The sequence below is a fragment of the Paenibacillus tritici genome, from assembly GCF_018207515.1.
In the GTDB taxonomy this organism is placed as follows: domain Bacteria; phylum Bacillota; class Bacilli; order Paenibacillales; family Paenibacillaceae; genus Paenibacillus_AQ; species Paenibacillus_AQ tritici.
Genome location: NZ_CP073365.1, coordinates 2,568,808 through 2,591,540, shown reverse-complemented (window position 1 = coordinate 2,591,540; position 22,733 = coordinate 2,568,808). Strand labels below are relative to the sequence as shown.

Below are 22,733 nucleotides of genomic sequence, written 5' to 3'. Positions count from 1 at the left end.
AGATTTCTTGATTTTGAACCGCTGTTCGCTGGTGAAATCCGGTGACAAAGGCGGACGCTACCGCTCCTACAGTTCCAAATTTCCCCTCCGCTTCTTTTGCTTTTTGTTAATTTCTTTAGTGCTTCTTATATATATTATGTTTGGCCCTCCGGCCGCTGCCCATCCCTTGGGTGCCGTTATTCGTCCAGCATTTCACGATATTTCTGCGGACTGATGCCGTAATATTTTTTAAAGGTCTGGCAGAAGTAGGAGGAGCTCCAGTAGCCGGCATGTTCGGCGATATCGACGATTTTCATATTGGTGCTGTCCAGTAAATGCCGTGCCCGTTCCAGACGCTGCTGAGTGATGAATTTGATCAGGCTCTGCCCGGTTTCTTTCTTGAACAAATGGCTCAGGTAGCTGGGATTAAGCGATACGCGCCCGGCGATGACCTCCAGACTGATATCCTCCCTGAAATCCTTCTCCACAATCCGGATGACCTGCTGGACAATATGGCGTTTGCTCTCATCGGGAGGGCCGCTGTCCGGTTCTATTTCCGAGAGCGCCTGCAGCAGCACTTGCTTCACCTCTGTAATCGAATCGCTTTTGAAGATACGCTCTACCGTTTGCTGGAAATCCGCCTTCTGCCTGCGGGCCGACTGTTCAAACGCATTCCGCACCAGGTCCGAACACAGATACTTGACATATATCGCAGATGAACCGCCGTTCCGGCTCAAATGGCTGAACAGCAGCTCAATGCTTTTGGCAGCGCCTGCATATTCTCCATGGGTAATGAATTGGTTAATATCCGCCATCAGCGTCTCTGTGCTGACAAGCTCAGGGACACGGCCAGCAAGGTCATCACCGGCAAACAGCACCACCGTATCCTCAAAAAAGAATTTGTAGTCCAGCGTCTGCTCCATCTGCTCATAACACGCCGAAACCTCCTGCCAATCGGAGATCACACGGCTGTATACGATGCAGCAATGCCGGTAAAAGCGTTCCGCGATCCGCTCCGCCAGCGCTTCACTCATGTCCCTGATCCTCTTCTGTCCGCCGCTGCCCGGACAAGGGATCATAAGCACACTTTGATATTCATTCAGGTTCAGCAGCTCATATTCACCGGCTGTGAGCTGCTCCGCCGCCTGCTCAAATGCCTCGTAGCTGCGGTCAAAGAAACGCTCCTTGAAATCAATCAGCAGCAGAGCGGCCGGCTGCCCTCCGAACGGCAGTGCGGCATCATCCGCGATCACCTGTACCCCGTTCAGCACATCGGTCAGCCACTTCTCCCTCTCGTACTCCAGACCTTTTTGATACCCCTGCATAAGCTCGGCAGTGCGGCGCTGCTGGGTGGCCTTATCCGCGCATTTCTGTATCACGCCCGACATCACCCCGGCGAACTCCTCAATATCAATCGGCTTCAGCAGATAACTGGAAGCATTGGTATAGAGCGCCCGGCGGGCATAGTCGAATTCCCCGTAGGCACTGTAGATAATAATTTCCAGAGAGGGCTGCGCCAGGCTAGCCTGCTCCGCCAGCTCCAGACCGCCCATGAAGGGCATTTTGATATCTGTGAGCAGGATGTCCACCGGGTTCAGACGAAGATACTCCAGCGCCTTCTCCCCGTTCTCCGCTTCGGTAACCCGCAGCTCGTAGTTCATGTCAGCGATCAGCCCCCGGATGCCGTCCCGTTCAATTTTCTCATCATCCACGATCAATATGGTAAACATAGAGTTCCCTCCTGATGTCTGATAGAATTATAAGTAAACGTTATCATTTCGTTGAAGCCTACACCATGAGGAGGTCTTGCCATGCGCCTGGCGTACCGCAAAGCCAATGCACTTTTGAATCAGCATATCTCAAATATCAGTGACGGACAAACCTCATTTCATATTCATTACTGGGGCTTCATGCCGAATCATTATAATAATTCCCTGCACCGCCATTCTTTTTTTGAAGTCTGTTATGTTCAGCAAGGCACCGGCTCCTACCAGGATGACGATGCGCTCTTCCCCCTGGAGCCGGGAACCCTGTTCTGCTCGCGTCCGGGCATCTGGCACCAAATCCGCAGTGAACAGGGGCTGGTCCTGTTCTTTATTGCCTTTGAAATCGACGAAGCCTTAAGCTCTGCGGACGGCCGCAAGCCGTTTCAGGAACTCGCCGCCGGAGGGCAGGCCATAGCCCCGCAAGATGCTGCCGCACTCTCTGCCCGAATCTGGCGGACCCTCTTCAGCCTGGCCGAGAGCGAAGCGGCGGTGTCCCGGCTGCCGATGAACCATCTGGCGCTTGCTCTGCTGCATTCCTTCCCGCAGGCGTTCTCCTCCGAACCCCATCTGCAGGCCGGGGCGATGAAGGAGGACAGCGGGGAGCACCGCCATTTGGAGCGGGCCAGGCGCTATATCCGCGACAATCTGTCCTCCCCGCTGCATATGGCCCAGGTAGCCCTGGAACTGGATATCTCTCCACGCCATCTATCGAGGATCTTCCAGGCATGCCTGGGCCAGACTTTCGTCCATTATATTCAGGAACGAAGAATCCAACAAGCCAAGGATTGGCTGCTGCACACCGACTTGCCCATCAAAGACATCGCCGAGCGCTGCGGCTTCGAGTCTGTGCACTATTTCACCCGCGTATTCACCAAGCAGCTTGGTGTCTCCCCCGCCCGGTTCCGCAGATCGCAATTTGCAGACGGCAGACAGAACCAGAGCTAATCATCAGCAAATGTCCGGATTGTACAAAAAATCAGACGCCGTATTCAAAGATAATCCCGCAAGGACTCCTTACAATGGTTGTAAACCCTTAGAAGGAGTGAGTTCCCCATGTTTGTTAAACGACCAGTCAACCTTGTACGCAGCCCCATTCCTGTTCCTCAGGATGACATACCCTCGGCTGCTCCTCCCGCAGTGCTCCGGGAGGGCTATTCAGCGATTGCCGCTTCCCTGCTTCAGCTCGCCAGCGGGAAGGAAAGCGGCAAGCTGTATGTTGCTTTGGACGGAACCCACGGTGCCCCGTTTCAAGCTGTTCTGCAAAAAACAGTGGAGGCGCTTGAGCAAGCGGGTCATTCCGTGTCCCTCATCGGTTCGGGCAGTTATCTCAAGTCAGGCGAAGAGCTGCGGGAATTTTTTGCCGCCAATATTACGGATAACCGCGCCTTCGGCTATTTCACTGAAGGCAGTATAGAGGATTATTTCCGGGACGGGGCCAGGGAAGAAGCCGCCCGCAGGCTGGATGAGATGGAGCCGGGTACGGATTCGGCTGCATTCTGTCTGGTTTTTGGCCCGGGGGCCTACTGGCTTGGAGAGGGGCGGTTCGATCTATCCTTATATCTGGATGTCTCGCGTGAATACCAGCAGGATGGCCACCGGCAGGAGTTGCTGAGTTTCGGCCTTAACTGGAACCGGGATGCCGTGGAGAAATATAAAATCGCCCTGTTCGTGGAATGGCCCATTCTCGAAACCTACCGCAAACAAATCCTGGATCAGATGGACTACTACCTCGACTTGAATCAGCCGAAGCAGCCGGTCATGACTGCCGTGCCGTCCCTGCGCCGGATGATCTCGGATATTGCCGGGTCGCCGCTGCGGGTGAAGCCTTTTTATGCACCGGGGGTGTGGGGCGGGCAATTCCTCAAACAGCTGGCTGATCTGCCGGAGGATTGGGTGAACTGCGCCTGGAGCTTCGAGCCGATTGCCCCCGAGAATTCCATCGTTGTAGGGTATGAAGGCAAAGAGATGGAAATTCCGTTTCTGCTGGTCATGCAGCAGGAGCATCCGGCGATTCTGGGGGAACGTCTGACCGGCTTATTCGGAGATTATTTCCCGATCCGCTTCAACTATCTGGACACGATGGACGGAGACAATCTCTCCTGCCAGGTCCACCCTACCCAGGACTATATCCGCAGCCGGTTCAATGAATTCATGGCCCAGCAGGAATCCTATTACATCATGGAGCAGCAGGGGGATTCCGGGGTCTATCTGGGACTGACTGAAGACTGTACACCGGAACAGTTCCGCCATGAGGTGCAGAAGGCCCAGGAGACAGGCATCCCGCTGCCGCTGACCGATTATGTCAACCGTTATGAGTCCCGGAAGGGCGAGCTGTTCCTGATCCCGCCCGGAACCGTCCATTCCGCTGGCAAAGACAATCTGGTGCTGGAGATCTCCTCTACCACCTGGTGGTTCACCTTCAAAATCTATGATTTTCTGCGCAAGGATCTGGACGGCAAACCCCGGCCGATCAACATCGACTTCGCCTTCGACAATATTGACTTCACGCAGAAGACCGCCCGGGTTGAAGAGCAGCTTATGCCTTCGCCGGTGCTTGTGCAGCAGCAAGGGGAGAATGAAGAGTATGTGCTGGGACAGCGCAGCGATCTGCTGTTCTATGTCCACCGTGTTCACCTGAAGGATACCTGGAAAGACGATACACGCGGCGAAATGACCATGTATAACCTCGTTGAAGGAGAGGCCGTGCGGATTGTGTCTGCTGCGGACGAGGCGGTGTTCGTGGAGCTGCATTATGCGGAATCGTATATTCTCCCGGCTGTACTAGGGGAATACACCATCGTCAATACCGGTTCCGGCCCCTGCAAGCTGATCAAGGCCGGTGTCTCCGCAGCATGGGATGTGAGTCTCCTTGAGCCGTGATATCGTACTCGCGCTGGATGTGGGCGGAACCTTTATTAAGACCTGTGTGCTGGAGGACAGCCTTCCGCTGCAAGGCAGCGAGATGGAATTCCCCGCCCTGGCTGACCGGGACCAGGAGACGATCCTTGACCATTTCCTATCTATCTTTCAGGTCCAGTACGACCTGTATCAGCATAGGTTCCGGGACGCTGTAACGGACTGCCGCTATCATATCGGGATGGCTTTTCCCGGCCCGTTCGATTACAGGCAGGGGATCTGTCTGATCCGGGGGCTGGGCAAATTCGAGGCGATCTACGGGCTGAATCTGGGCCAAGCCTTACGCGCACGCTGGCCCGCTGGCAGCTCCGGGGAGTCCGGCCCGCTGCCGGACATGGATATCCGCTTCGAAAATGACGCCCGCCTGTTTGCGCTGGGAGTCAGCGCGGAATTCCCGCGCGAGCGGTTCATGGCCTTGACGCTCGGAACCGGGCTCGGCTCCGCCTTCATCGACAGCTCGCGGATCATGGAATACGGGCCGGGCATCCCGCCGAACGGCTGGCTGTATGACCAGCCTTATCTTGACGGCAGGGCGGATGATTGGTTCTCCCGCAGAGGCATCCTGAAGCTGGCCCGTGAAGCAGGGCTTGGGGAGGCGGGGCTTCCGGGAGCAGAGTTAGATGTGAAGGAGCTTGCTCTTGAAGCCAGAGAGGGGAATGCTGCCGCGCGCGGAGTATTCGCCGAATTCGGAGCCCGGCTCGGGGAGCTGCTCCAGCCTTACGTGGACGGCTACCGGCCGGACTTCATCATGCTGGGCGGGCAAATCTCCCGAAGCCATGACCTGTTCGGCCCTGCCTTGCTGGACCGCTTGCAGAGGTCTTCCTCTCCCGCCCTGACGGTCCGCACGGCGGAGCATGTGCTCGCCTATACCTTCCAGGGCATTGCCCGGATGTTCAGCGGGGGATAGGCGGGGGCATCGCCGGGTGCTTAATCATGCGCTTTCGCCGGGTGCTTCGCGGCGAGCTTCACCATGCGCTTTCGCCGGGTGTTTCGCCATGCGCTTTCGCTGAGCGTTTCGCGGCGAGCTTCACCGTGCGCTTTCGCCAGGCGCTTCGCGGCAAGCTTCGCCGGGCGCTTCGGCATTTGCTTCGCCGTTGCCACCCGTCCAGCTCAGGATCACAAGTGGAAAAACGTATCTTAATTTGCCCATTTCCGGGGGATGTACGGAAGCAAGTGGATAAAGTACATCTGCTATTGTGCGTTTTCGCTGCTTGGGGTGAAATCGGAGAATTTAAGTGCTGTTTATACAACTGCGTCCGCCGCAGGGTTCCATCGTCCATCAGCAAGTGTACAAAATCCAACTATTTCCGGTATCGTTACAGCGAGAAATAGTTGGATCATTTCCGGCAAACGCTAATAATTGATGAGGCTGACGGATAGAAAGGTGTTTTATCCCAGTCCGCATATTGATGCTCGATGCGGAAGCCCTGACGGGTTAATAAAGAATTCAGCGCATCCTGATCCGTAAACCGGCAAGAAATCCGTGAGGTTGTCCGCTTATTCCCCCAATCCCGAATAGTGACCCAATGCATAATCTGCCGAATGGCATCGTAGCGTTGAGTGCCTGTCACCTTGACGATATTCCCGTCCTTATCTATAAACGATCCCCACCCGGTCTCCTCTTCATCAGCTAACTCCGTGCCCTTGGGATTACGGGTCTCGAAGGCAAAGATTCCGCCCGGCTGCAGATGCCTGTGAACGGTCGCGAGCAACCCGATCTGGTCTTGATCACTTAAGAATGCCTGAAAGGCATTCCCGGTCAAATAGATCATCGCAAACCGCTTATCCGATTCAAAGGTCCGGGCATCACTTTCTATGAAAGTAACCGGCAATCCTTCCGCCTTCAGCCGGGCATGGGCCAGCATCGCTGAAGAGATATCTACCCCCGTCATCTTAATGCCGGCTTTCGCCAGCGGAATAGTTGTTAAGCCTGTACCACAAGCCAGCTCCAGCACTTCCCCGGGATTCGATCTGGCAAGCTCAAGGTAGAACTGATATTTGTCCTCTTCACCGCCGAATTCAAGATCGTAATTTACCGGATCCTGATATTCTTCAAGATTGTCATGTTCAATCAATGTCATTCCTCCAATTCTCCTCCGTCACTTTTCCCACCTTCAAGCTTCATCGTCACTGCGGTGAACATTTGGACTTCCGGCCGCTGTTGTCCCCAGATTTCTTATATATATTTTATAGTTTTCCGGATCATCTGCCTGGTAATTAATAAATATAACCAATTCTTATCTACTCTACGGAGAGCCTTCCCTGAACTTGGCCGGAGTGACTCCATGGTAATTACGAAAGGTCTGGATAAAATAGGTCGAGCTTCTGTAGCCCAGCTTCTTATAGATATCGACGATCTTCATATTCGTTGTATTCAGCAGCTCAACAGCTTTGTCCATTCTCACCTGCGTGATGTACCGGATGAGACTCTGGCCCGTCTCTTTCTTGAACAAATAACTCAGATAACTTGGGGTCAAATAGACCCTCTCCGCGATGCCTTCCAAAGAGAGATCCTGATCGTATTCCTTGTCGATTACATCTGTAATGGTCCGGATCAGCTTAAGATTGGCGGCCTTCTTGGGGCTCGCTCCGCTGACGGTTTCCATGAGGGACAGGATCGCAAACATATGATCCTTCAGATCTTGAAGGGAAACGGTCTTATGAATTTGCTCCAGGTAATGATTCATCTCCGCAGTCTCACGGTTTTTCTCGCGCGTCACCACCTTTTTCATAATTTCCGAACAGATGAACTTGGTGTACAGGGACGAGAATTGCCCCTTGGTTCTCAGGTAGGTAAACAGCAGTTCTATACTGTATTTCGCACCGGTAAAATCGTTATACTCCAGACACTGGTAGACCTTATCCAGAATCGGATTCAATTCGATCTCGTCAAAGCCCGCTTGCTCAAAGGGTTCATCGGCAAATAGAAGGGTATACTCATCCATGAAAAATTTGAATTCCAGCATCTGCTCCATCTCGGTATAGGCATCATATAGCTGTGCCGGCTGATTCACCGCTCTCCCGATCACCAGACCCACATTCAGCTCCATACTCCCGGCGGCGGCGCGGATAATCTGATCTCCAAGCATCCGCAGCGTCTCTTTGGGGATGGGGCGGGGGTGCTTGATGAACAGCATGCTTTGATGCTCGCTCAAGTTCACATAATCGAAGGCGTAGCTGAGGTTATCGTGTAACAGCCTAATGAATTCATCATTGTGAATATCAAAAAACTTCCGGCGGCAATCCACCAGAATCATATGCAGCCAATGCTTGTGATGGACATATTCCAGCAGTTCCGGGGACATCCATGCCTCCGTATTTATTTTCACGCCGTTTAGGGAGTCCAGCAGCATTTTTTCCTTCTCGTACAGAAGTCCCCGGTTATAACCCTCCACCAGTTGTTCGTTCCGCATTTTCTCGGCCGCTTTGTCTTCACAGGCCTGGATCGCCTCGCTCACCACACTGAGAAACTCCGGGATATGAACCGGCTTCAGCAAATAATTCGATATGTTGGTCCGCAAGGCTCTTCTTGCATATTCAAACTCATGGTAAGCGCTGAAGATGATCATTTCGATATCCAGCCCCAGGCTGCTGACCTTCTCCGACAATTCCAGCCCGTCCATAAAGGGCATCTTGATATCCGTAATCAGAATATCAATCTTGTGCTTCTGTAGGATCTCCAGCGCAATCTCGCCATTCGCCGCAAGGACTGTCTCCAGCTCCAGATGGTGCTCCTGTATCAATTGCTGAATGCCCTCTCTCTCAATGCGTTCGTCATCCACAATCAGAATACGGTACACAGCGTACGCCTCCCTTTTTTAACAAAAAAAAGGGCTCCTCTATAAAAGATTCAGCCCTTCTTATGCCCGCCGGAATTTATGTGGTTCTGAATGCAACCGTGCCTGCATTGGCACTGTGGCACAACTGAATAGCTTGTTCTGCCGTATCCGCTTCGCTTCCCCATTGCAGCATATACCGGAATTCGTAGAATCCCCCGAGGGTCGCCTTGAAGTTCGTCTCCCAGTAATTGGTCAACACCCAGGCATATAACGAGGTATGGCGATTCTCTTCCTGCTGGCCCTGCACCAGTCTTGGGCCGTATTCCAAAGGTCCGGTCTGCATCAGCGGCGTATCCGGGGTGGCAATGGACAGCCCGCCTTGAGGGGATATAACCGCCAGCCCTTCCTGAATACAATAGAAATCCGTACAGGTGCCCGGGATCTGATCTACTCCCGGCCGTAGGACAGCCCCGGCCTTCTCGAACCACAGCTCACTGCTGCCGCCTATATTGAAGGGGAGGGCGACGTACACATTCTCCGGGTCCCACACACTATCCTTGTGGATGCGGACGGAGACATCGACTCTCTTCCGGTCCTTGAACACCTTCAGGAATAAAGAATAGTGGCTCATTCCTTGAACCTGATACTTCAGTTCAATGATGCCATACACCGGCCCGTTCGTTATTTCCTTCACGCCTGAGAGGACACCCTCCGAACGCTGAACATTCATGCCTTTGCGGTTCCTGCCCATGATTCTCCGCACGGTCATCTGGTCGTCACCGCCGCCGGGGGTCACTTCATACACCGGTGTGAAGGCTCCGTGCGTCTGACGGGGATCAATGAATTCCTGGCCGGTTTGTTTATCTATCCAGGAGACGATGCCTTCTCCGGCTCTCCACGCAATACGTACATAAGGCGATTCAATATGATTCTCCGTGATGAACAGCCGGGGGCTCTCCTCCTGCACAGGAGGGAAGATATCCCGGATATCATGAATCCGGTCGGCTCCCCGCAAGCGGGTGCTGCTTGTCGTGACCGGGACGGTCTTCGAGGCTTCCCGGATACGGAACCGCTTCTCTTCCTTCGCGCCCAGCTTGACCAAGACCGCAATCTGGTATCCTCTGCTTACCTTCTCCTGCTGATGGTGGACCACTTCTCCGCTCTGCTCATCGACCACCTCGAGCCCCTGCCGGAAATAATCCGCTTCCCACTGCTCCTCCAGATAGAAATGAGCCAGATCCTCTACGGGGTAATCGAAGGAATTTATTACTTTATAGGTGAATGCCCGGTCTGCCCGCAGCAGCACATCGCCCCGCGCCTTCAGAACCGTATCCAGCGAGGCATGAACCTGTCTGCTGGCATTGGCGGCATACGCCTCCTTGCGGACGGCCAGCTCCTGTACCATGATGTGCCAGGGCTCCGAGATGGAGGAGTGATATCCCCAGGTATGCTCGGCATACATCATTAACTGCTGCTCTGCCTGGGCCATATCGCTTGACGCCGCCAGCTTGCGTTCCGGGTCCAGCCGCTTGACTACGTCCAGGGTCCGCTGGGCATTCCTGAAGATCTGGGTGTGCATCGCCGTTGAAGCCACGCCATCGGACCACCAGTCCGGCCAGTCCCCGCTATAGACAGGAATCTCGGCCTCCTGCTGCCGCAACAGCTCGAAGTACCGGTTAAGCGTTGTCATTTCAATCTCAACACGGTCCCCGTGCTTCTGATTCCATTCCTTGATGAAGGTCATGATTCCTGGATTCGGCGCCGAGTTATCCCGCAGCAGCCCCATGACATTCACCAATACGAAATCGTATGGATACTGCTCCTTCTCCAGCTGATCCAGATAGCGGGCAATCCGGGTCTCGGCCAGCTTCCAGTGATCTTTAGAGATTCCCCATACCGGGTCTTCGTCTTTGATGGTATAGGATAATGCCCCATCCGGATTGATCCCCAGATCATTCCCCATCATGTAATGCTCGCCGCTCCATACCAGCAGGCGGTTGCCTTTGGGTGTCTCCCAATAGAAGGGGAACTGCTTGCGCCCGATGGCAAACATCCCGTGATGCGTGTGGATACTGGACAGCAAATTCTCGACTCCTGCATCTGCCAGAGCCTGTGCATAACCCCAGCTGTATCCGTTAATATCCGCGGTCATGGCCGACTTCACCTGAAGCCCCAGCGGCCGGGCGAACTGCCCTGCCCGTGCAAGCATACTGCTCAGCAGCTCGAAATTAATTAATTCCGTCATATTCAAGTAGGTGCCCGATAACTCGATATCCCCGCGTCTGAGCGCAGCTGCAAATTGTTCCTTCTCTGCTTCCGTGGCTTCCTCCAGAAACTTCTCCACGGCCCAGAAGGTTTCGCAGGTCCATTTGAAGCCCGCCCATTCCTTACGCTCTTCCGTCTGAGCCGCCTCGCAGATCGCAATGGCCTGCCTGATAAAGTCCACGTGATATTGCTCGATCTTCTCTTGCCGCTCGGTGTAGCCAATATCCGTATGAGAATGATGAATCACATAAATCGTCCATTTCTTCTTGTTGTTCATGTTTGATTCTCCAATCAATTTGGCATTTTATTTTTCACATTTCCATTATATCCAGCAGGCCAAATGGAAGGATATCCTACTTTTTTTTGAATCGTATCAGATTTTTGAGGCTTGAGTGATATCAGGCAGTCCCCACACTTCAAGCTCAAAGATCCGCGCCTGAAAATCATTCTGGGCCGGATAAGTAATATATAATCTGATGTATCTGAACGAACAGCCGTCAGCCTCATGCGCGGTTAAGACAGACTCATTATTCCGTACAGCCGCTATCTGCTCCCACTGCTCCTTGTCGTTGCTGCCCTGCAGCTCATAATCCATCGTGATATAGCCGGGGGCAGGCGAATGCCTGATCACAAATCTCAGAAGATCTCTCTGCTTCAGCAGATCCAGCAGCAGCCAATGGACGGGCTGGCCGGTGTCCGAATGCCAGGAATCCGTGACCCAATTCTCCAGCCTGCCATTCACCGCCTGGCTGGCATGACAGACGGTCTCCGGGTCAAGGCTATACTCACTATCCGCCGATACTTCAGCGTAAGCCGCGTAATTCGTCCAAGCCTGTGCGGCATTGTGAGATTCCTCCTCCTTATGGTGATGGGCGAGCAGCTTACTGAGCAGAGAGAACAGCTCCGTATCCAGTTGTCTAATCTCCTCTGTAAGCTGAAGAATTCTATCCGGCGGCATCAGCTTCCGTCTCAGCGTATCCGCATGGAGACTGGAGATCAGATGGTATCTGAATTTGATATATTGATCCCGGAACCCACCGAATATCTGCCCCCATTCTTCATGAGCGGATAACCAGGGCAGCGCCTTCTCGAAGATATCAAACAGGATGATCGCCGAGCCGTGATAACTCCTGCGCATGGTTTCAAATTCAACCGCAACGGCATTTGCGTCATGAAGCCCCTCCATAAGAGCGACATTGTCGTTGAACCGTTCCACGGCTTCTATTAAATGGCTGGAACGGTCCTTATAGCACTTCAGGAAATCCTCAACCAGCTCCAGATAGCTGTGAATCTCCGGTTCGCCTATTTTCGCTACGCTGAACAGCTTGTTATAACAATAATTCCTGATCTCCTTAAAAGAAGCATTGGATTTATTCCAGATATCCGCTATCATCTCCTCGGTCAGCTGCAGCTTGAAGAAAGGCTCCCCCTTCATCACATTCAAGGTTACCTCCTTGTTCAGCTGATTCTCCCGGATCACGATCAGCTCTCTGGCTGCATCATATTCCGTGATTAACACAGCATGATCATCAATGACCGTCCCGTATTGGCTCAAAAAAAACAGATAATTGTAGTTGGCAATCATCACGACCGGGCACTGCTGATCAATGTTCATACGAATCGCAGACAGCAGCCCAGCAGTATCCAGGACCTCAGTCACCTTAAGGGTCAAGCCGAGCTTGTTAAGAATGCTGCGTCTGGAGGCCACCCAGTCCCCGTCCGCTGCCTCTCCCCAATTCATCATGACGGCATACAGGAAGGTATAGTAGAAATAATTCTCATACTGATGAAAGCCTGCGGCACCCGCCATGGGCAAATCCACACAATTGGAGTGCATGGTCCGGTAGCCCTCGCTGAAATAGTCCATCTCCAGGGCTACTAGCATACAAGATCCTGTGAATCAATATATTCTCTCCACTTCTGAAGACTGTACAGTTTATCTATATCGAGAAATTCCGGGCTTACCTCTATGGAGAAATGCTCTTCCAGGACCACTGCAAAATGAATAAACAACAAAGAATCCATGCCATAGCTTCGCAAATCCACGTCCATACCTGCATCCTTCATCCGGGAAGGACCGCCGGGCAATTGAGCGAGCAGCTTACGCAGCTCCTGTTCTCTGTCATCCATAACTCACAGCCTCCCCGCCCGGTCTATCTTCCATGCCGGGCTGTTCAAGATGCTTCTTCCTGGCCATCTCATAGATAGCGTTCATAGTTGCCACTCGTTCATAGGATTCAGATAAGGGGATATTCTCTCTGGTGCCCCCAAGAACCTCAGCCAAGAACCGGAGCTGGTTCACATAGTAATTCTGCGGAGAGTAGACAAGCTTCTCTGTTGTTCCCTCTTCCGTATGCTCAACCTGAACAACGATCTTGTAATCCCCATAGCAAGGCTTGAAAAAACCGCTGATCCTTACCCTGGCCCGCTCAAACTCCAACCAGTGGGTGGCATTGTTCGGCATTTCAAAGGAACCCAGGAACTCTGCCTCGACGCCCCCTTCATATTGCAGCGCCGCATGAAAGGTCCAGTCGCATTGATTGATGCCGGAGAACGTCGAGTATCCGTCCAGTGTCTGCGGCGTTAGGCCGATGACCTTTTGAATAAACTGCAGCCAGTACGAGCATTCGTCGATGAAGCACCCGCCGCCGTACTCCGGCTTGAACCGGTAATTATCCGCGCTATAGTTGCTTTGCAGAATTTCAAAGGAGATCCGGGTTTTGATCTTCTTCAGTTTGCCGTAGGTTTCAGCTGCAATCATGTCCGTTATATCCTGCTGCCACGAATGATGCTGGACCATTAGTGCTTCCAGGACATGCACTCCCTGCTCCTTGGCCCGTTCATTGATGAGCAGCACCTCATCGGCATGCAGGGCCATCGGTTTCTCAATCAAGACATGCTTGCCAGCCTCAATCGCCTTCAGCGTCCATTCCTTATGCAGGAAATTGGATAACGGAATATAGACCACATCAATGTCCGCCGACGCCAGCAGCCTGTCGTAGCTGTCAAAAACATGCGGAATCTCATGCTTCAGCGCATAAGCCTTCGATCTGTCCAAATCACGCGACGCCACACCATAAGTTAGAAATTGATCAAGCTCCCTGACCGGGTTAATGATCGAGAACGGAGCTATTGTGGAGCAGCCCAAAATTCCAATACGATATGGCTTGTGAGTATTCATATCCTTACCTCCTGTGATCCCGGATAGCTAGCCGCCTGAGCTGTTGTAATTACGAATCGCTTTGGACCAGATCCATCTCGTGATGCCCAGCAGTAGAATGGGAGACAGAATGGCCCAGAGGAAAAGGCCCGGTTGTAACCGGTCCAGCACGAATAAGGGTGAGAAGTTAGTAATCAATAGAACAGGGATAACAAATACCCCTATACGCTGAATCCATTTGGAGTAGATCATCATTGGCATGTTATTCAGCTCGAACAGGCCGTTGGAGATGTCATTGACAGCAGCAATCTGAATGAACCAGAACGATAATAACTGCGGGATCAGGAACAGGGTGTAGGTCACGAACAGACCCAGCACGAGGAAGAAGATGAACCCGCCTATTGAAGCGGCATCGGCCGGAAGCCCCAGTCTTCTCCAGCCCACCACAATCATGGTCACGCCGCCCAGCACATTCGGAATCGCCAGGCCAAAGTCAACATTCCGTAACGTCATCATAAATTGCAGGGAAATCGGCTTCGTTAACAAAAGATCGAGTGACCCCGTTCTTACATGCTCCGGGATCTGCACGAAGTTGATGGCAAACAGTCCCCAATATAACCCCGTCATCAAGGTGTAGGTGCCAATAAACAGCAATATCGCATCAATGGGCACGCCATCCAGCGTCAAGCCGGCCTCATAGACAATAATCACATACAGGAATTTGGCGAACAGATAGGAGGTCTCCACCAGCAGGCCCATCAGGAAATTCACCCGATACTCCATTTGGGACATCAGGGAATTTTTGATGAACAAGCTGTATATGAAACCGTACTTCCGGAGTGATCTGAGCATCGGGTTCCCTTAACCCCCTACGGCAATATATTTCTTGATCGCCACTGTCCAAATATAGCGCGTAAGCAACAGAAGGAGGCCAATCCATAGCAGTTGCAGCTCGATCACATGCAGCGCCTGAAGCAGGGTCAGCTTGCCGTTGATTACATTCACCGGCATGTAGATCGTATACTTGAACGGCAGGTAGTCGAAGAAGGCCAGCCATGTCGCCCCAAAAATATCGAGCGGGAAGATCCCGCCGCTAAAAATCTGAATCAATAACGCTGTAACATGAAAAAAATAAGAAACATCGGTTAACCAGAAGGCAATCGCGCTGACCGAGAAGGAGATCATGAAATTAAGCACCACCGCCAGTATAAGCACGACACCAAAAACCAGGATACGTGATACGCTGATTGGCGCTTTGAAGTAATAGACCATGAACAGCACCACGCCCAGCAGCAGGATTAAGGTAATGGCAAACGAGAGGACCTTCCCGCCAAGGTAGACACATATTTTATAAGGAAAATAACCGATCGGCCGCACCAGATATTTATTGAGCCCCCCGCTCTTGATATCATGGTTAATGTCATATTCCAGACCCGTAGCCACCAGCCGCGAGATCAGGGCAGCTACGATGGTATAGACGATCATCTGGCGGTAGGTATAGCCATATAAGTTCATATTGGAGGCATGGCTATAGACCGCCTTCCACAGGAAGAGCTGAATGAAGATTGGGAAAAAGAGACTGGCAAAGCCCATAAAAAAGTTGAAGCGGTACTCCATGGAGTTCTGGATTCCCAGCGAGAAGCTGACGGCAAATTTATTGTTCATCCCTGCGGCTCCGGCTGTTCATATAAACGTGCAATGGCTTCCTCCAGGGGAATATCCTCCAGATTGAGATCAATGACGGGAAAGTGATCCATGGCCATTCTGGAATACTCCTTGAACTTCGTACGCTCCACTTCGAGAATGACCTCATGTCCGCTATATTCTTTGATAGAACCCATAACGGCCAGATCCTTCCGCTCGACGATGGCCGAGAAGGTCAGCTTCATCCGTTTCTTCTCATTCATGACCTCGTTGATCTTGCGGATCTCCCCGTCATACACCAGCTTGCCCTGATTGATCACGATAGTCCGCTTACACAAGTCTTCAATATCCTTCATATAGTGGCTCGTAAGCAGCAGCGTTGTGCGGAACTCATGATTATAAGCCTTGAGGAACTCGCGGATGTTCTTCTGTGACACCAGATCCAGGCCAATCGTCGGCTCATCCAGGAAAATAATCCGGGGCCGGTGCAGCAAAGCAGCGATCAACTCCATCTTCATCCGCTCACCCAGGGACAGTCTTCTGACCTGTACATGCAGCAGGTGCCTGACATCCATCAGGGTGACTAACTCGTCAAGTGTATCCTTATACTTCTGATCGCTGATTTCATAGATACATTTGTTTAAATACAGGGAATCGCTTGCCGGCAGATCCAGCCACAGCTGGTTTTTTTGGCCCATAACAATGGAGAATTGCTTCTTGAAGTCATTTTTTCTGTCCCAGGGCGTGTAGCCCAGCACCTCCGCACTGCCGCCACTCGGATACAGGATGCCGGAGAGCATTTTCAAAGTGGTGGTTTTGCCTGCTCCGTTCGGACCCAGAAACGCAACCATCTCGCCTTCGTTAATATCGAACGAGACCTTGTTCACCGCATCCTTGGTTAATTTCTCCCTGTGGAACAGATTCTTGACGGAGTTTCGGATTCCCGTTTCTTTTTTGTAGTAGTCAAAGGACTTGCTCAATTGATCTACATGAATGACCATACCGGCATCCCTACTTTGCAATGGTTATCAATCTGATGAACGGGCTGTACCTCCGGACATGCTCCGGCTGCAGGCCAAATATATTCTGTGCCGTAAGCTCCGCAGTGCTATCCAGCTCCACAAGCTCCTCTGCGGCCAGTTGAAAGAGCTGATACTGATACTGCTGCAAAAACCGGAACAGATCACTGATCGAATTTCCGAACCGCAAAGCCAGAACCTCCGTCGCTTCCAGCATGAGCAGGGGCTTCTCATGATGCTGCTGCAAATACTGTTCCATTCCCTTTAATGCTTTTAATTCGCCGCCTTCAATGTCTATTTTAATCAGGTCAATATGGCTGATCTGCTGCTGCTCAATGTACGTATCCAGCGTTTGCACCCGGCAATGGTAGGTCTCATGCTGTAAGGCCGGGTCAATGATTAACGCAGCATCCTCAGATCCGCTTCGTACAGGCAGATAGATCTCTGCTTCCCCGTTATAGTCAGACAGCGCAACCTGATTGAGAATTACATTCTGCAGGTTGTTTAATTGAATGTTTCTTGCCAGTTCAGCGAAGGTGGGGCTTACCGGCTCGAAGCTATGAACTCTGCCGCCCTGCCCTACCGCTTGTGCGAATAGCGTGGAATACCACCCATAATTCGCCCCGATATCCAATACTTCAAATCCTTCACGGATCAGTACGGACAATAACCGGCTCTCCCCGCGCTCCACAAACCCATCCCGCATGAGAAAACCAAGACTGTTCAAGTGCCCGGTATCCCACACAAACCGTCTCCCGTCCGTCAGTCTGATCCGGGTCTCCGCTTGATGAATTTCAATCTGCTCCACCTGCTCTTTAAGCGCCCGTCTAAGCAATTGGACCGCCTCTACCCTTTTCTCCCAGAACATCCGCTGGATCTGCTCGTACCTGGTTTCTTCCGGCATCATCGTCCTCCTGTTGCATAGGAATGTAAATAAGCCAGCTCATCCTCGGCAATCTGCTTCAGCTGCTTCACGGTAGCCGTTACCCCTCTGTCCAAGCTGATCGTCATCTTCATAAAGCTCACTTCAAGCTTCCTCCAGGCCGAGCCGAGGTGAGCAACATCCATGGTGCTGCAGGTGCCGAAATGCCTAAACCGCGATAGGGCAATCGTGCGGATGCAGCCAAACTGTTGTTTGAACACCGGATGTTCCATTACATTCTCCGGCCCCCTGTAAGCTCCAACATCCATGATCCGTTCCGAAATCCGGGCAAAGGTGACGGGGAGCAGCTCTGCATAGGGCTGTGTAGTTAGATAAGGCCGGATAGAGTTCAAGTCAGGCTTCAGGCTGAGGGGCGGGCTGATTTCCATAACCGGTTCGCTGAAGGTGCGCCAAGCCTGCTCCACGCAAGTCCGGTCTGCCAATAGGCTTGTTGCGAAATAAGGATCTGTAACTCTCAGGCTCTGATCGTCTGCCGCTTCAGCCAGCACATAATGCAGCATATGGCCCTTCCCGTAAAATTCCTTCATGTAAGGCACATAATAGGCGTCCACCGGCAGCAGATACATCTCTCCGCGATCCACCGAGTCTAAATGGCAAGGCTTCGCTTCAACCCCATAAGCGTGCCGGATGAAGCTAAACAGCTCCTTCACCGGCACCGTACTGTCGAACCAGTCATAGCCTGCATAATAATTAATGGAGAAATTATACCTGTACAGCGGATTCGGATCAGCATGATGAACAGACAGCCACAATGTAACCGCATTCAACAAACAATCATAGGGGCCAAAAGGAACCGTCCAATCCGTCAGTTTGCGGCTCACAGCGGAATTCTTCGGGATAGCCTCCATTCTTATTTTCCGTGAAGATACAGCAGAATGCATTTGGAGCATACCGGCATCAGGCCGCATTTCAGGGTTTCCCGAACCCTTTCGAAATTATCGCCGTCCCATATCTCCTTAAGATCCTGATCCCCCAGATTCCCCAGGGAGAACTCCGGAAATAATTTGCAGGCACTGACTTCACCGTCAGCCAGCACATCCAGTCTGGTGCGGATCGACAGGCATTGCGTTTTATTCTGGACAGGCTTCTCTGAACCGAGTACAAAGTCCCGTACCTCATGTAGTTCAAGCGCGGGCTGATAACGTGTTCTTAAATTCCAGGTTCGCTGGTTAATCCTCTCCATCTGCGCAAGCAGCGAATCAATCCTGTCAGGCGAGATGCGATATTTGAACGAATGCCAGCTATTGCGGTGCCCTTCCTCCAGATCATCCGCCAGCCACTTGAAATGCTCGTTGAAATAGCGGTCCATATTGCTCGATACCTCATCCGGCAAATACCACGGGAAGGTAATATACACCGAGTCAATTCCTTTATTCTCAAAAAACTCCACAAAATCATACAGCTTATCAATCATGACATCGCTAATGGTCAGATGGATGGAGATTTTCCCCTGGTAGATGCCCTCCTTCTCCAGCTCCAGCAGCTTATCAATGCCCGCCATCACCTTCTTGAAGGTACCCTTTCCCCGGATCGCATCATTCTCTGCTTCGAAGCCTTCCAGGCTGATCAGACAGACCAGACTTTTGGACATTTTGAGGATGGAATCCAGCTTCTCGATGATTTGAATGCCGTTGGTGCATAACACCGTCCATCTGGGGTCCTGCTCCAGCAGGTCGGCCAGCTCATTGAACCGGCTGTAATACAGAGGTTCTCCTCCCCAAAGGAACATATTGGCGTTCGTTTCTTTGGTTTGCCGGAACACTTTTTCAATCACAGCGAAATCAAGCTCTTCCCGTTGCTCGGCTCTGCCCAAATCCCGGTGATACCCCTCAGCGTTCCATTCAAAGCAATGCTTGCAGCGCAGATTACAGCCATTGGTTAATTTAAGCCCGACCTCGACCGGAAGATTCGTGGAATACGCAGGATTGAGATGAACCTGTTTGTGCGTGACCGACATATGTTTAATGGTTTTTTTCAGGCGCTCAAAGGAATCCCGGTCCAGAACTACGGATGTTTGCGGCTGTCTCATCAAAACACCTCCCGTAATGTAATACTTGTGTTTTATAGCTTCTCAGGTTCTCACTGCATGTCTCCAGCACCTCAAGCGGACAACCCATACTCATCCAGTGCTCATACCTTATGCCAAAACCCAGCCGCTCCCATAGCTCCGCATTGCAGGCTTCATGCTCACCCAGCGGCTCCAGGAAAATAACCGGCGTGAAGGATTCCAGCGAATCCAGCAGGGTTCCTCCCCCGGGCTTGCTGATAATCGCCTTCGAGTTACAGATCAGCTGATAGAAGCTATGCTTCACCCCGGTATCCTCGTTAAAGGAATTATTGATCACTTCACCGAACGGCGGCAGGGTATATTCATGCTCTTCGTTCTTCATCCAGGGTGACCAGCCCGGCTTTACCATGTAATAACGGTGGCCGGCTCCGTAAGCCTGATCATCCGTGAGCTCATGAATGACGATGTTCAAATCCAGGGAGTGATTCAGCTCTGCTGCCGTCTCCTTGTAGGTCCCCATTCCCCAGCCGCCGCCATGGATGACGAACCGGTGGTCACGTTCCTTATAGTCCTTCGGGGCAGCCTGCCCCATGGAAATACTGTAATTCACCCGCCCAGACGCCCCGTCAAAAAACCAGACATCGTTCACCGTAAACAGATCATTCCGGATATTGTTGGAATACAGCTTCCACGATGGAGATATGACCGCATCCATATGAATCAGCTCGACATGGACATCCTTGCGGTAACTCTTCGCGTACTCTTCCAGAACGGGCATCCAGAATCCCGAGAAAACCATAAACACCCTCCGGTTCTCTTCTGCCCACTTGCCTAAAAGCCGGGTTACCAGCTGCGGGTCCAGATTCGGTGTGATATCCCTGATCATTCTGTGACCCAGCTTGGCTACTTCAAATCTCGTAGAGAAAACCTTTTTATTTTCGGTTAATTTCAGTCTTGTTTCGGGCGGATACAGGCTCTCCAGCACTTCCAGATCGGCCTCATATGACCTGCTTAGCTCGTCTCGTAGCAGGACCGCAGGTGTATATACCCCCAATGCGACAGATGAGCATAAAATGGTAATCATTTGTCAGCTCCCTCTTTTTACGATCAAGACTGGTCAGTTATATACCTTAATGGTTAGAGACTTCAAGACGTCCTTCACCCGCTGGATTAGCGTGAATGCTTCACTCACATCAGAGGCATAGGGAGCAGCTACATAAAGCTTCCCCTTCCTCCATTCAGACTCCGCGTCAGCAAATGCGGTATTGCCGGAGCCGAACAGCGTGTTTGCACCCAGCGGTATGATTCCTTGCCTGTTCTCTTGCGTAAACAACAATCCGTTGGCTTGGAGAACCTCCAGTACGTGCAGCATGGTCACTTCCGCAGCGCAGCCTGCCGGGATAAAGGTCAAAAAGCTGAACAAGGAATACTGCTGTAAATCGTTATTGAGATGATGGTTAATCAGCCCCATGGACTTTCTGGCATTAATCTCAACGATGGGCACCAGCTCACCGCTTGCCAGCAGCATGGAATCTATACATACCTCGCCATGATAGCCTGTCTCGAACAAGTCCTTGCAGGCATCTTCCATAATGCTGAAATAACCCTTGTCCCGGAGCATCCGGGTAAACCCGGAACCGGCAGGATAGGAGCCTGCATAAGAGAAAGCTTCATTCACCATTCGTTGAACAGACAACAATTCCGCTTCCCCCTGCTCTGTTATGAACAGCTGACAGGAGAAATCCTCCGTTTTATCCAGCAGGGGTTCGATAATGAACTGTGTTTGTTTGCCTCTATTCTCTTGCTCTTGCAGATAGGCGGCAATTCTTCTCAGCATTCTCTCGCTTGAAATTAACATATTGCCTTTGCCTGAGACACCCAGCGGGTCCTTCACCAGCACTTGTCCGGTCCGTAGCAGCTGAAGCCCGTAGGTCAGCAGTTCCTCAGAACTTTCAGCTATAGAGGAACTATTGCGAATGCCCAATCTTTGTCTTAGTTCATGAGAATAGATCTTTGAATTGACAGCTCGAACTGTATCTAAGGAGGGAAAATGATTACCAAAACTGAACCTGCGTACTACCTCGTTGGCATCAGAAAGAATAGAATAGGGAGAGATTATAGTATCTTGCGGGAGTAGCTGCTGGTAGTAGCTTGCATCAGCCATTAGAAGGTCAAACACATGCAGCCTGTAGTCATCCGCATGAACGGGATTTCTGCAATGAATAGGGGTGAAGGTATAGCCGAGCCGCGATAAATAGCTTCTAAGATGCTCGTCCATGGGCTGCCGGGTGAACAGAAGGTCCTGTTCCTTGCATAACGGAAATAACAATTCATCCATGCCCATCGTCACAGCTTGGCTGCTGTTCATAGAAGGAAGCGTAGATCCATGCGGACTCCGCCACCACGCCTCGGAATCAAAGGTGCCTAGAACCACGGTTGACTTCATTCATGAAGCCCCCTTATGAAGCGGTTTGCGTGGCTGTGATGAACCCCATGAAATCCCCGATCGACTGGAAATCCTCATAGGCAAAATGATCAAAATCAAACTCAATTTCGAATTCGTCTTCGATCCGGAGAATGAAATTAATCATCTGCAGGGAATCCAGACCTACCTCATTCACAATATCGGTGGCTTCAGTGGCAGTGAGCAACAGCTCGGGATTGTTCTTAATTTCACTCAAGATCCGCACAATGGTATCCTGCATATCACCGTTCTCCTCGCATCATGAATTTTAAATAAGCAGCATTGCTTACTAGTTATGATACAACCTCAGAGTTCCGGCTTCTAACTCACATTTTTATGATATGTATAGGATTTTTATTGGAATTGATCAGAGCTGGGAGGTTCGCCAGAGCACTTGGTGGACGCTCCGTGAACGGACCGATGTTCCAATCGCTGTGGTCTCCAGATTTTTTGAATTCCCCTTAGCGGTGAAAATCCGGAGACCAAGGCGACCGCTGCCGCTTTTCCACATTCGTTCCGTCCTCTCCGCTGTTTAAGCGGGGAACGAACTACAGGCTTTAAATATATAAAAAGCACTAAAGAAATAAACAAAATGTATGCTGTTTTCCGCATACATTCGAGCCACATGCCTGCGTGCCGGCACAATGTATGCTGTTTTCCGCATACATTCGGGCCACACGCCTGCGTACCAGCAAATGTATGCTGTTTTCCTCATACATTCGGGCCACACGCCTGCGTACCAGCAAATGTATGCTGTTTTCCTCATACATTCAAGAAGCAATTAAAGAGC

20 protein-coding genes are annotated in these 22,733 nt (G+C 51.6%); 3 read left to right on the top strand and 17 right to left on the bottom strand.

Annotated elements, in window-relative coordinates; all coding sequences use genetic code 11:
- Positions 1–176 precede the first annotated feature (176 nt).
- On the bottom strand, positions 177–1,709 hold the full coding sequence (locus KDC22_RS10810) for a response regulator transcription factor (RefSeq protein WP_211723018.1): 1,533 nt from the start codon (positions 1,707–1,709) through the stop codon (positions 177–179).
- Positions 1,710–1,790: 81 nt separating this feature from the next.
- Between KDC22_RS10810 and KDC22_RS10805 the strand changes: the two genes are divergently transcribed.
- The 3 genes from KDC22_RS10805 to KDC22_RS10795 all read left to right on the top strand — a co-directional run bounded on the left by KDC22_RS10805 (position 1,791) and on the right by KDC22_RS10795 (position 5,568).
- Positions 1,791–2,690, top strand: coding sequence for an AraC family transcriptional regulator (locus KDC22_RS10805; RefSeq protein ID WP_211723017.1), 900 nt, complete (start codon positions 1,791–1,793; stop codon positions 2,688–2,690).
- 108 nt (positions 2,691–2,798) lie between these two features.
- Positions 2,799–4,625, top strand: coding sequence for a class I mannose-6-phosphate isomerase (locus KDC22_RS10800; protein WP_211723016.1), 1,827 nt, complete (start codon positions 2,799–2,801; stop codon positions 4,623–4,625).
- A complete protein-coding gene (locus tag KDC22_RS10795; protein ID WP_211723015.1) occupies positions 4,615–5,568 on the top strand; it encodes an ROK family protein in 954 nt (317 codons plus the stop codon). The genes KDC22_RS10800 and KDC22_RS10795 overlap by 11 nt, the downstream gene beginning before the upstream one ends.
- A gap of 20 nt (positions 5,569–5,588) precedes the next feature.
- Here KDC22_RS10795 and KDC22_RS10790 read toward each other — a convergent pair whose 3' ends face one another.
- The 16 genes from KDC22_RS10790 to KDC22_RS10715 form a co-directional block, all read right to left on the bottom strand.
- A complete protein-coding gene (locus KDC22_RS10790; RefSeq protein WP_211723014.1) occupies positions 5,589–5,744 on the bottom strand; it encodes a hypothetical protein in 156 nt (51 codons plus the stop codon).
- 254 nt (positions 5,745–5,998) lie between these two features.
- Positions 5,999–6,742: a class I SAM-dependent DNA methyltransferase gene (locus tag KDC22_RS10785; protein ID WP_246553461.1), complete on the bottom strand. Its 744-nt coding sequence runs from the start codon at positions 6,740–6,742 to the stop codon at positions 5,999–6,001.
- 165 nt (positions 6,743–6,907) lie between these two features.
- The gene (locus KDC22_RS10780; protein ID WP_211723013.1) at positions 6,908–8,461 is read right to left on the bottom strand and encodes a response regulator transcription factor; all 1,554 of its coding nucleotides are present in this window, start codon (positions 8,459–8,461) and stop codon (positions 6,908–6,910) included.
- A gap of 76 nt (positions 8,462–8,537) precedes the next feature.
- Complete coding sequence (locus KDC22_RS10775) at positions 8,538–10,982, bottom strand: glycoside hydrolase family 38 N-terminal domain-containing protein (RefSeq protein ID WP_211723012.1); 2,445 nt, start codon at positions 10,980–10,982, stop codon at positions 8,538–8,540.
- A 96-nt stretch (positions 10,983–11,078) separates the two neighbouring features.
- A complete protein-coding gene (locus KDC22_RS10770; RefSeq protein ID WP_211723011.1) occupies positions 11,079–12,590 on the bottom strand; it encodes a discoidin domain-containing protein in 1,512 nt (503 codons plus the stop codon).
- On the bottom strand, positions 12,584–12,835 hold the full coding sequence (locus tag KDC22_RS10765) for an acyl carrier protein (RefSeq protein WP_173139136.1): 252 nt from the start codon (positions 12,833–12,835) through the stop codon (positions 12,584–12,586). The genes KDC22_RS10770 and KDC22_RS10765 overlap by 7 nt, the downstream gene beginning before the upstream one ends.
- Positions 12,828–13,886: a Gfo/Idh/MocA family protein gene (locus KDC22_RS10760; RefSeq protein ID WP_211723010.1), complete on the bottom strand. Its 1,059-nt coding sequence runs from the start codon at positions 13,884–13,886 to the stop codon at positions 12,828–12,830. Before KDC22_RS10760 ends, KDC22_RS10765 begins: the two co-directional genes overlap by 8 nt.
- A 27-nt stretch (positions 13,887–13,913) precedes the next feature.
- Positions 13,914–14,678: an ABC transporter permease gene (locus KDC22_RS10755; protein ID WP_246553460.1), complete on the bottom strand. Its 765-nt coding sequence runs from the start codon at positions 14,676–14,678 to the stop codon at positions 13,914–13,916.
- Between the two features lie 48 nt (positions 14,679–14,726).
- Positions 14,727–15,530, bottom strand: coding sequence for an ABC transporter permease (locus KDC22_RS10750; protein ID WP_211723008.1), 804 nt, complete (start codon positions 15,528–15,530; stop codon positions 14,727–14,729).
- A complete protein-coding gene (locus tag KDC22_RS10745; protein ID WP_211723992.1) occupies positions 15,527–16,510 on the bottom strand; it encodes an ABC transporter ATP-binding protein in 984 nt (327 codons plus the stop codon). Before KDC22_RS10745 ends, KDC22_RS10750 begins: the two co-directional genes overlap by 4 nt.
- Before the next feature lie 10 nt (positions 16,511–16,520).
- Positions 16,521–17,435: an FkbM family methyltransferase gene (locus KDC22_RS10740; RefSeq protein WP_211723007.1), complete on the bottom strand. Its 915-nt coding sequence runs from the start codon at positions 17,433–17,435 to the stop codon at positions 16,521–16,523.
- Entirely contained in the window at positions 17,432–18,292 is an 861-nt protein-coding gene (locus KDC22_RS10735; protein WP_211723006.1) for a hypothetical protein, read from the bottom strand. Before KDC22_RS10735 ends, KDC22_RS10740 begins: the two co-directional genes overlap by 4 nt.
- A gap of 29 nt (positions 18,293–18,321) precedes the next feature.
- On the bottom strand, positions 18,322–19,500 hold the full coding sequence (locus KDC22_RS10730) for a radical SAM protein (protein WP_211723005.1): 1,179 nt from the start codon (positions 19,498–19,500) through the stop codon (positions 18,322–18,324).
- On the bottom strand, positions 19,454–20,563 hold the full coding sequence (locus tag KDC22_RS10725) for a hypothetical protein (RefSeq protein ID WP_211723004.1): 1,110 nt from the start codon (positions 20,561–20,563) through the stop codon (positions 19,454–19,456). The genes KDC22_RS10730 and KDC22_RS10725 overlap by 47 nt, the downstream gene beginning before the upstream one ends.
- Before the next feature lie 33 nt (positions 20,564–20,596).
- Positions 20,597–21,925: an ATP-grasp domain-containing protein gene (locus KDC22_RS10720; protein WP_211723003.1), complete on the bottom strand. Its 1,329-nt coding sequence runs from the start codon at positions 21,923–21,925 to the stop codon at positions 20,597–20,599.
- Between the two features lie 13 nt (positions 21,926–21,938).
- The gene (locus tag KDC22_RS10715) at positions 21,939–22,184 is read right to left on the bottom strand and encodes an acyl carrier protein (protein ID WP_076078321.1); all 246 of its coding nucleotides are present in this window, start codon (positions 22,182–22,184) and stop codon (positions 21,939–21,941) included.
- Positions 22,185–22,733: the final 549 nt, after the last annotated feature.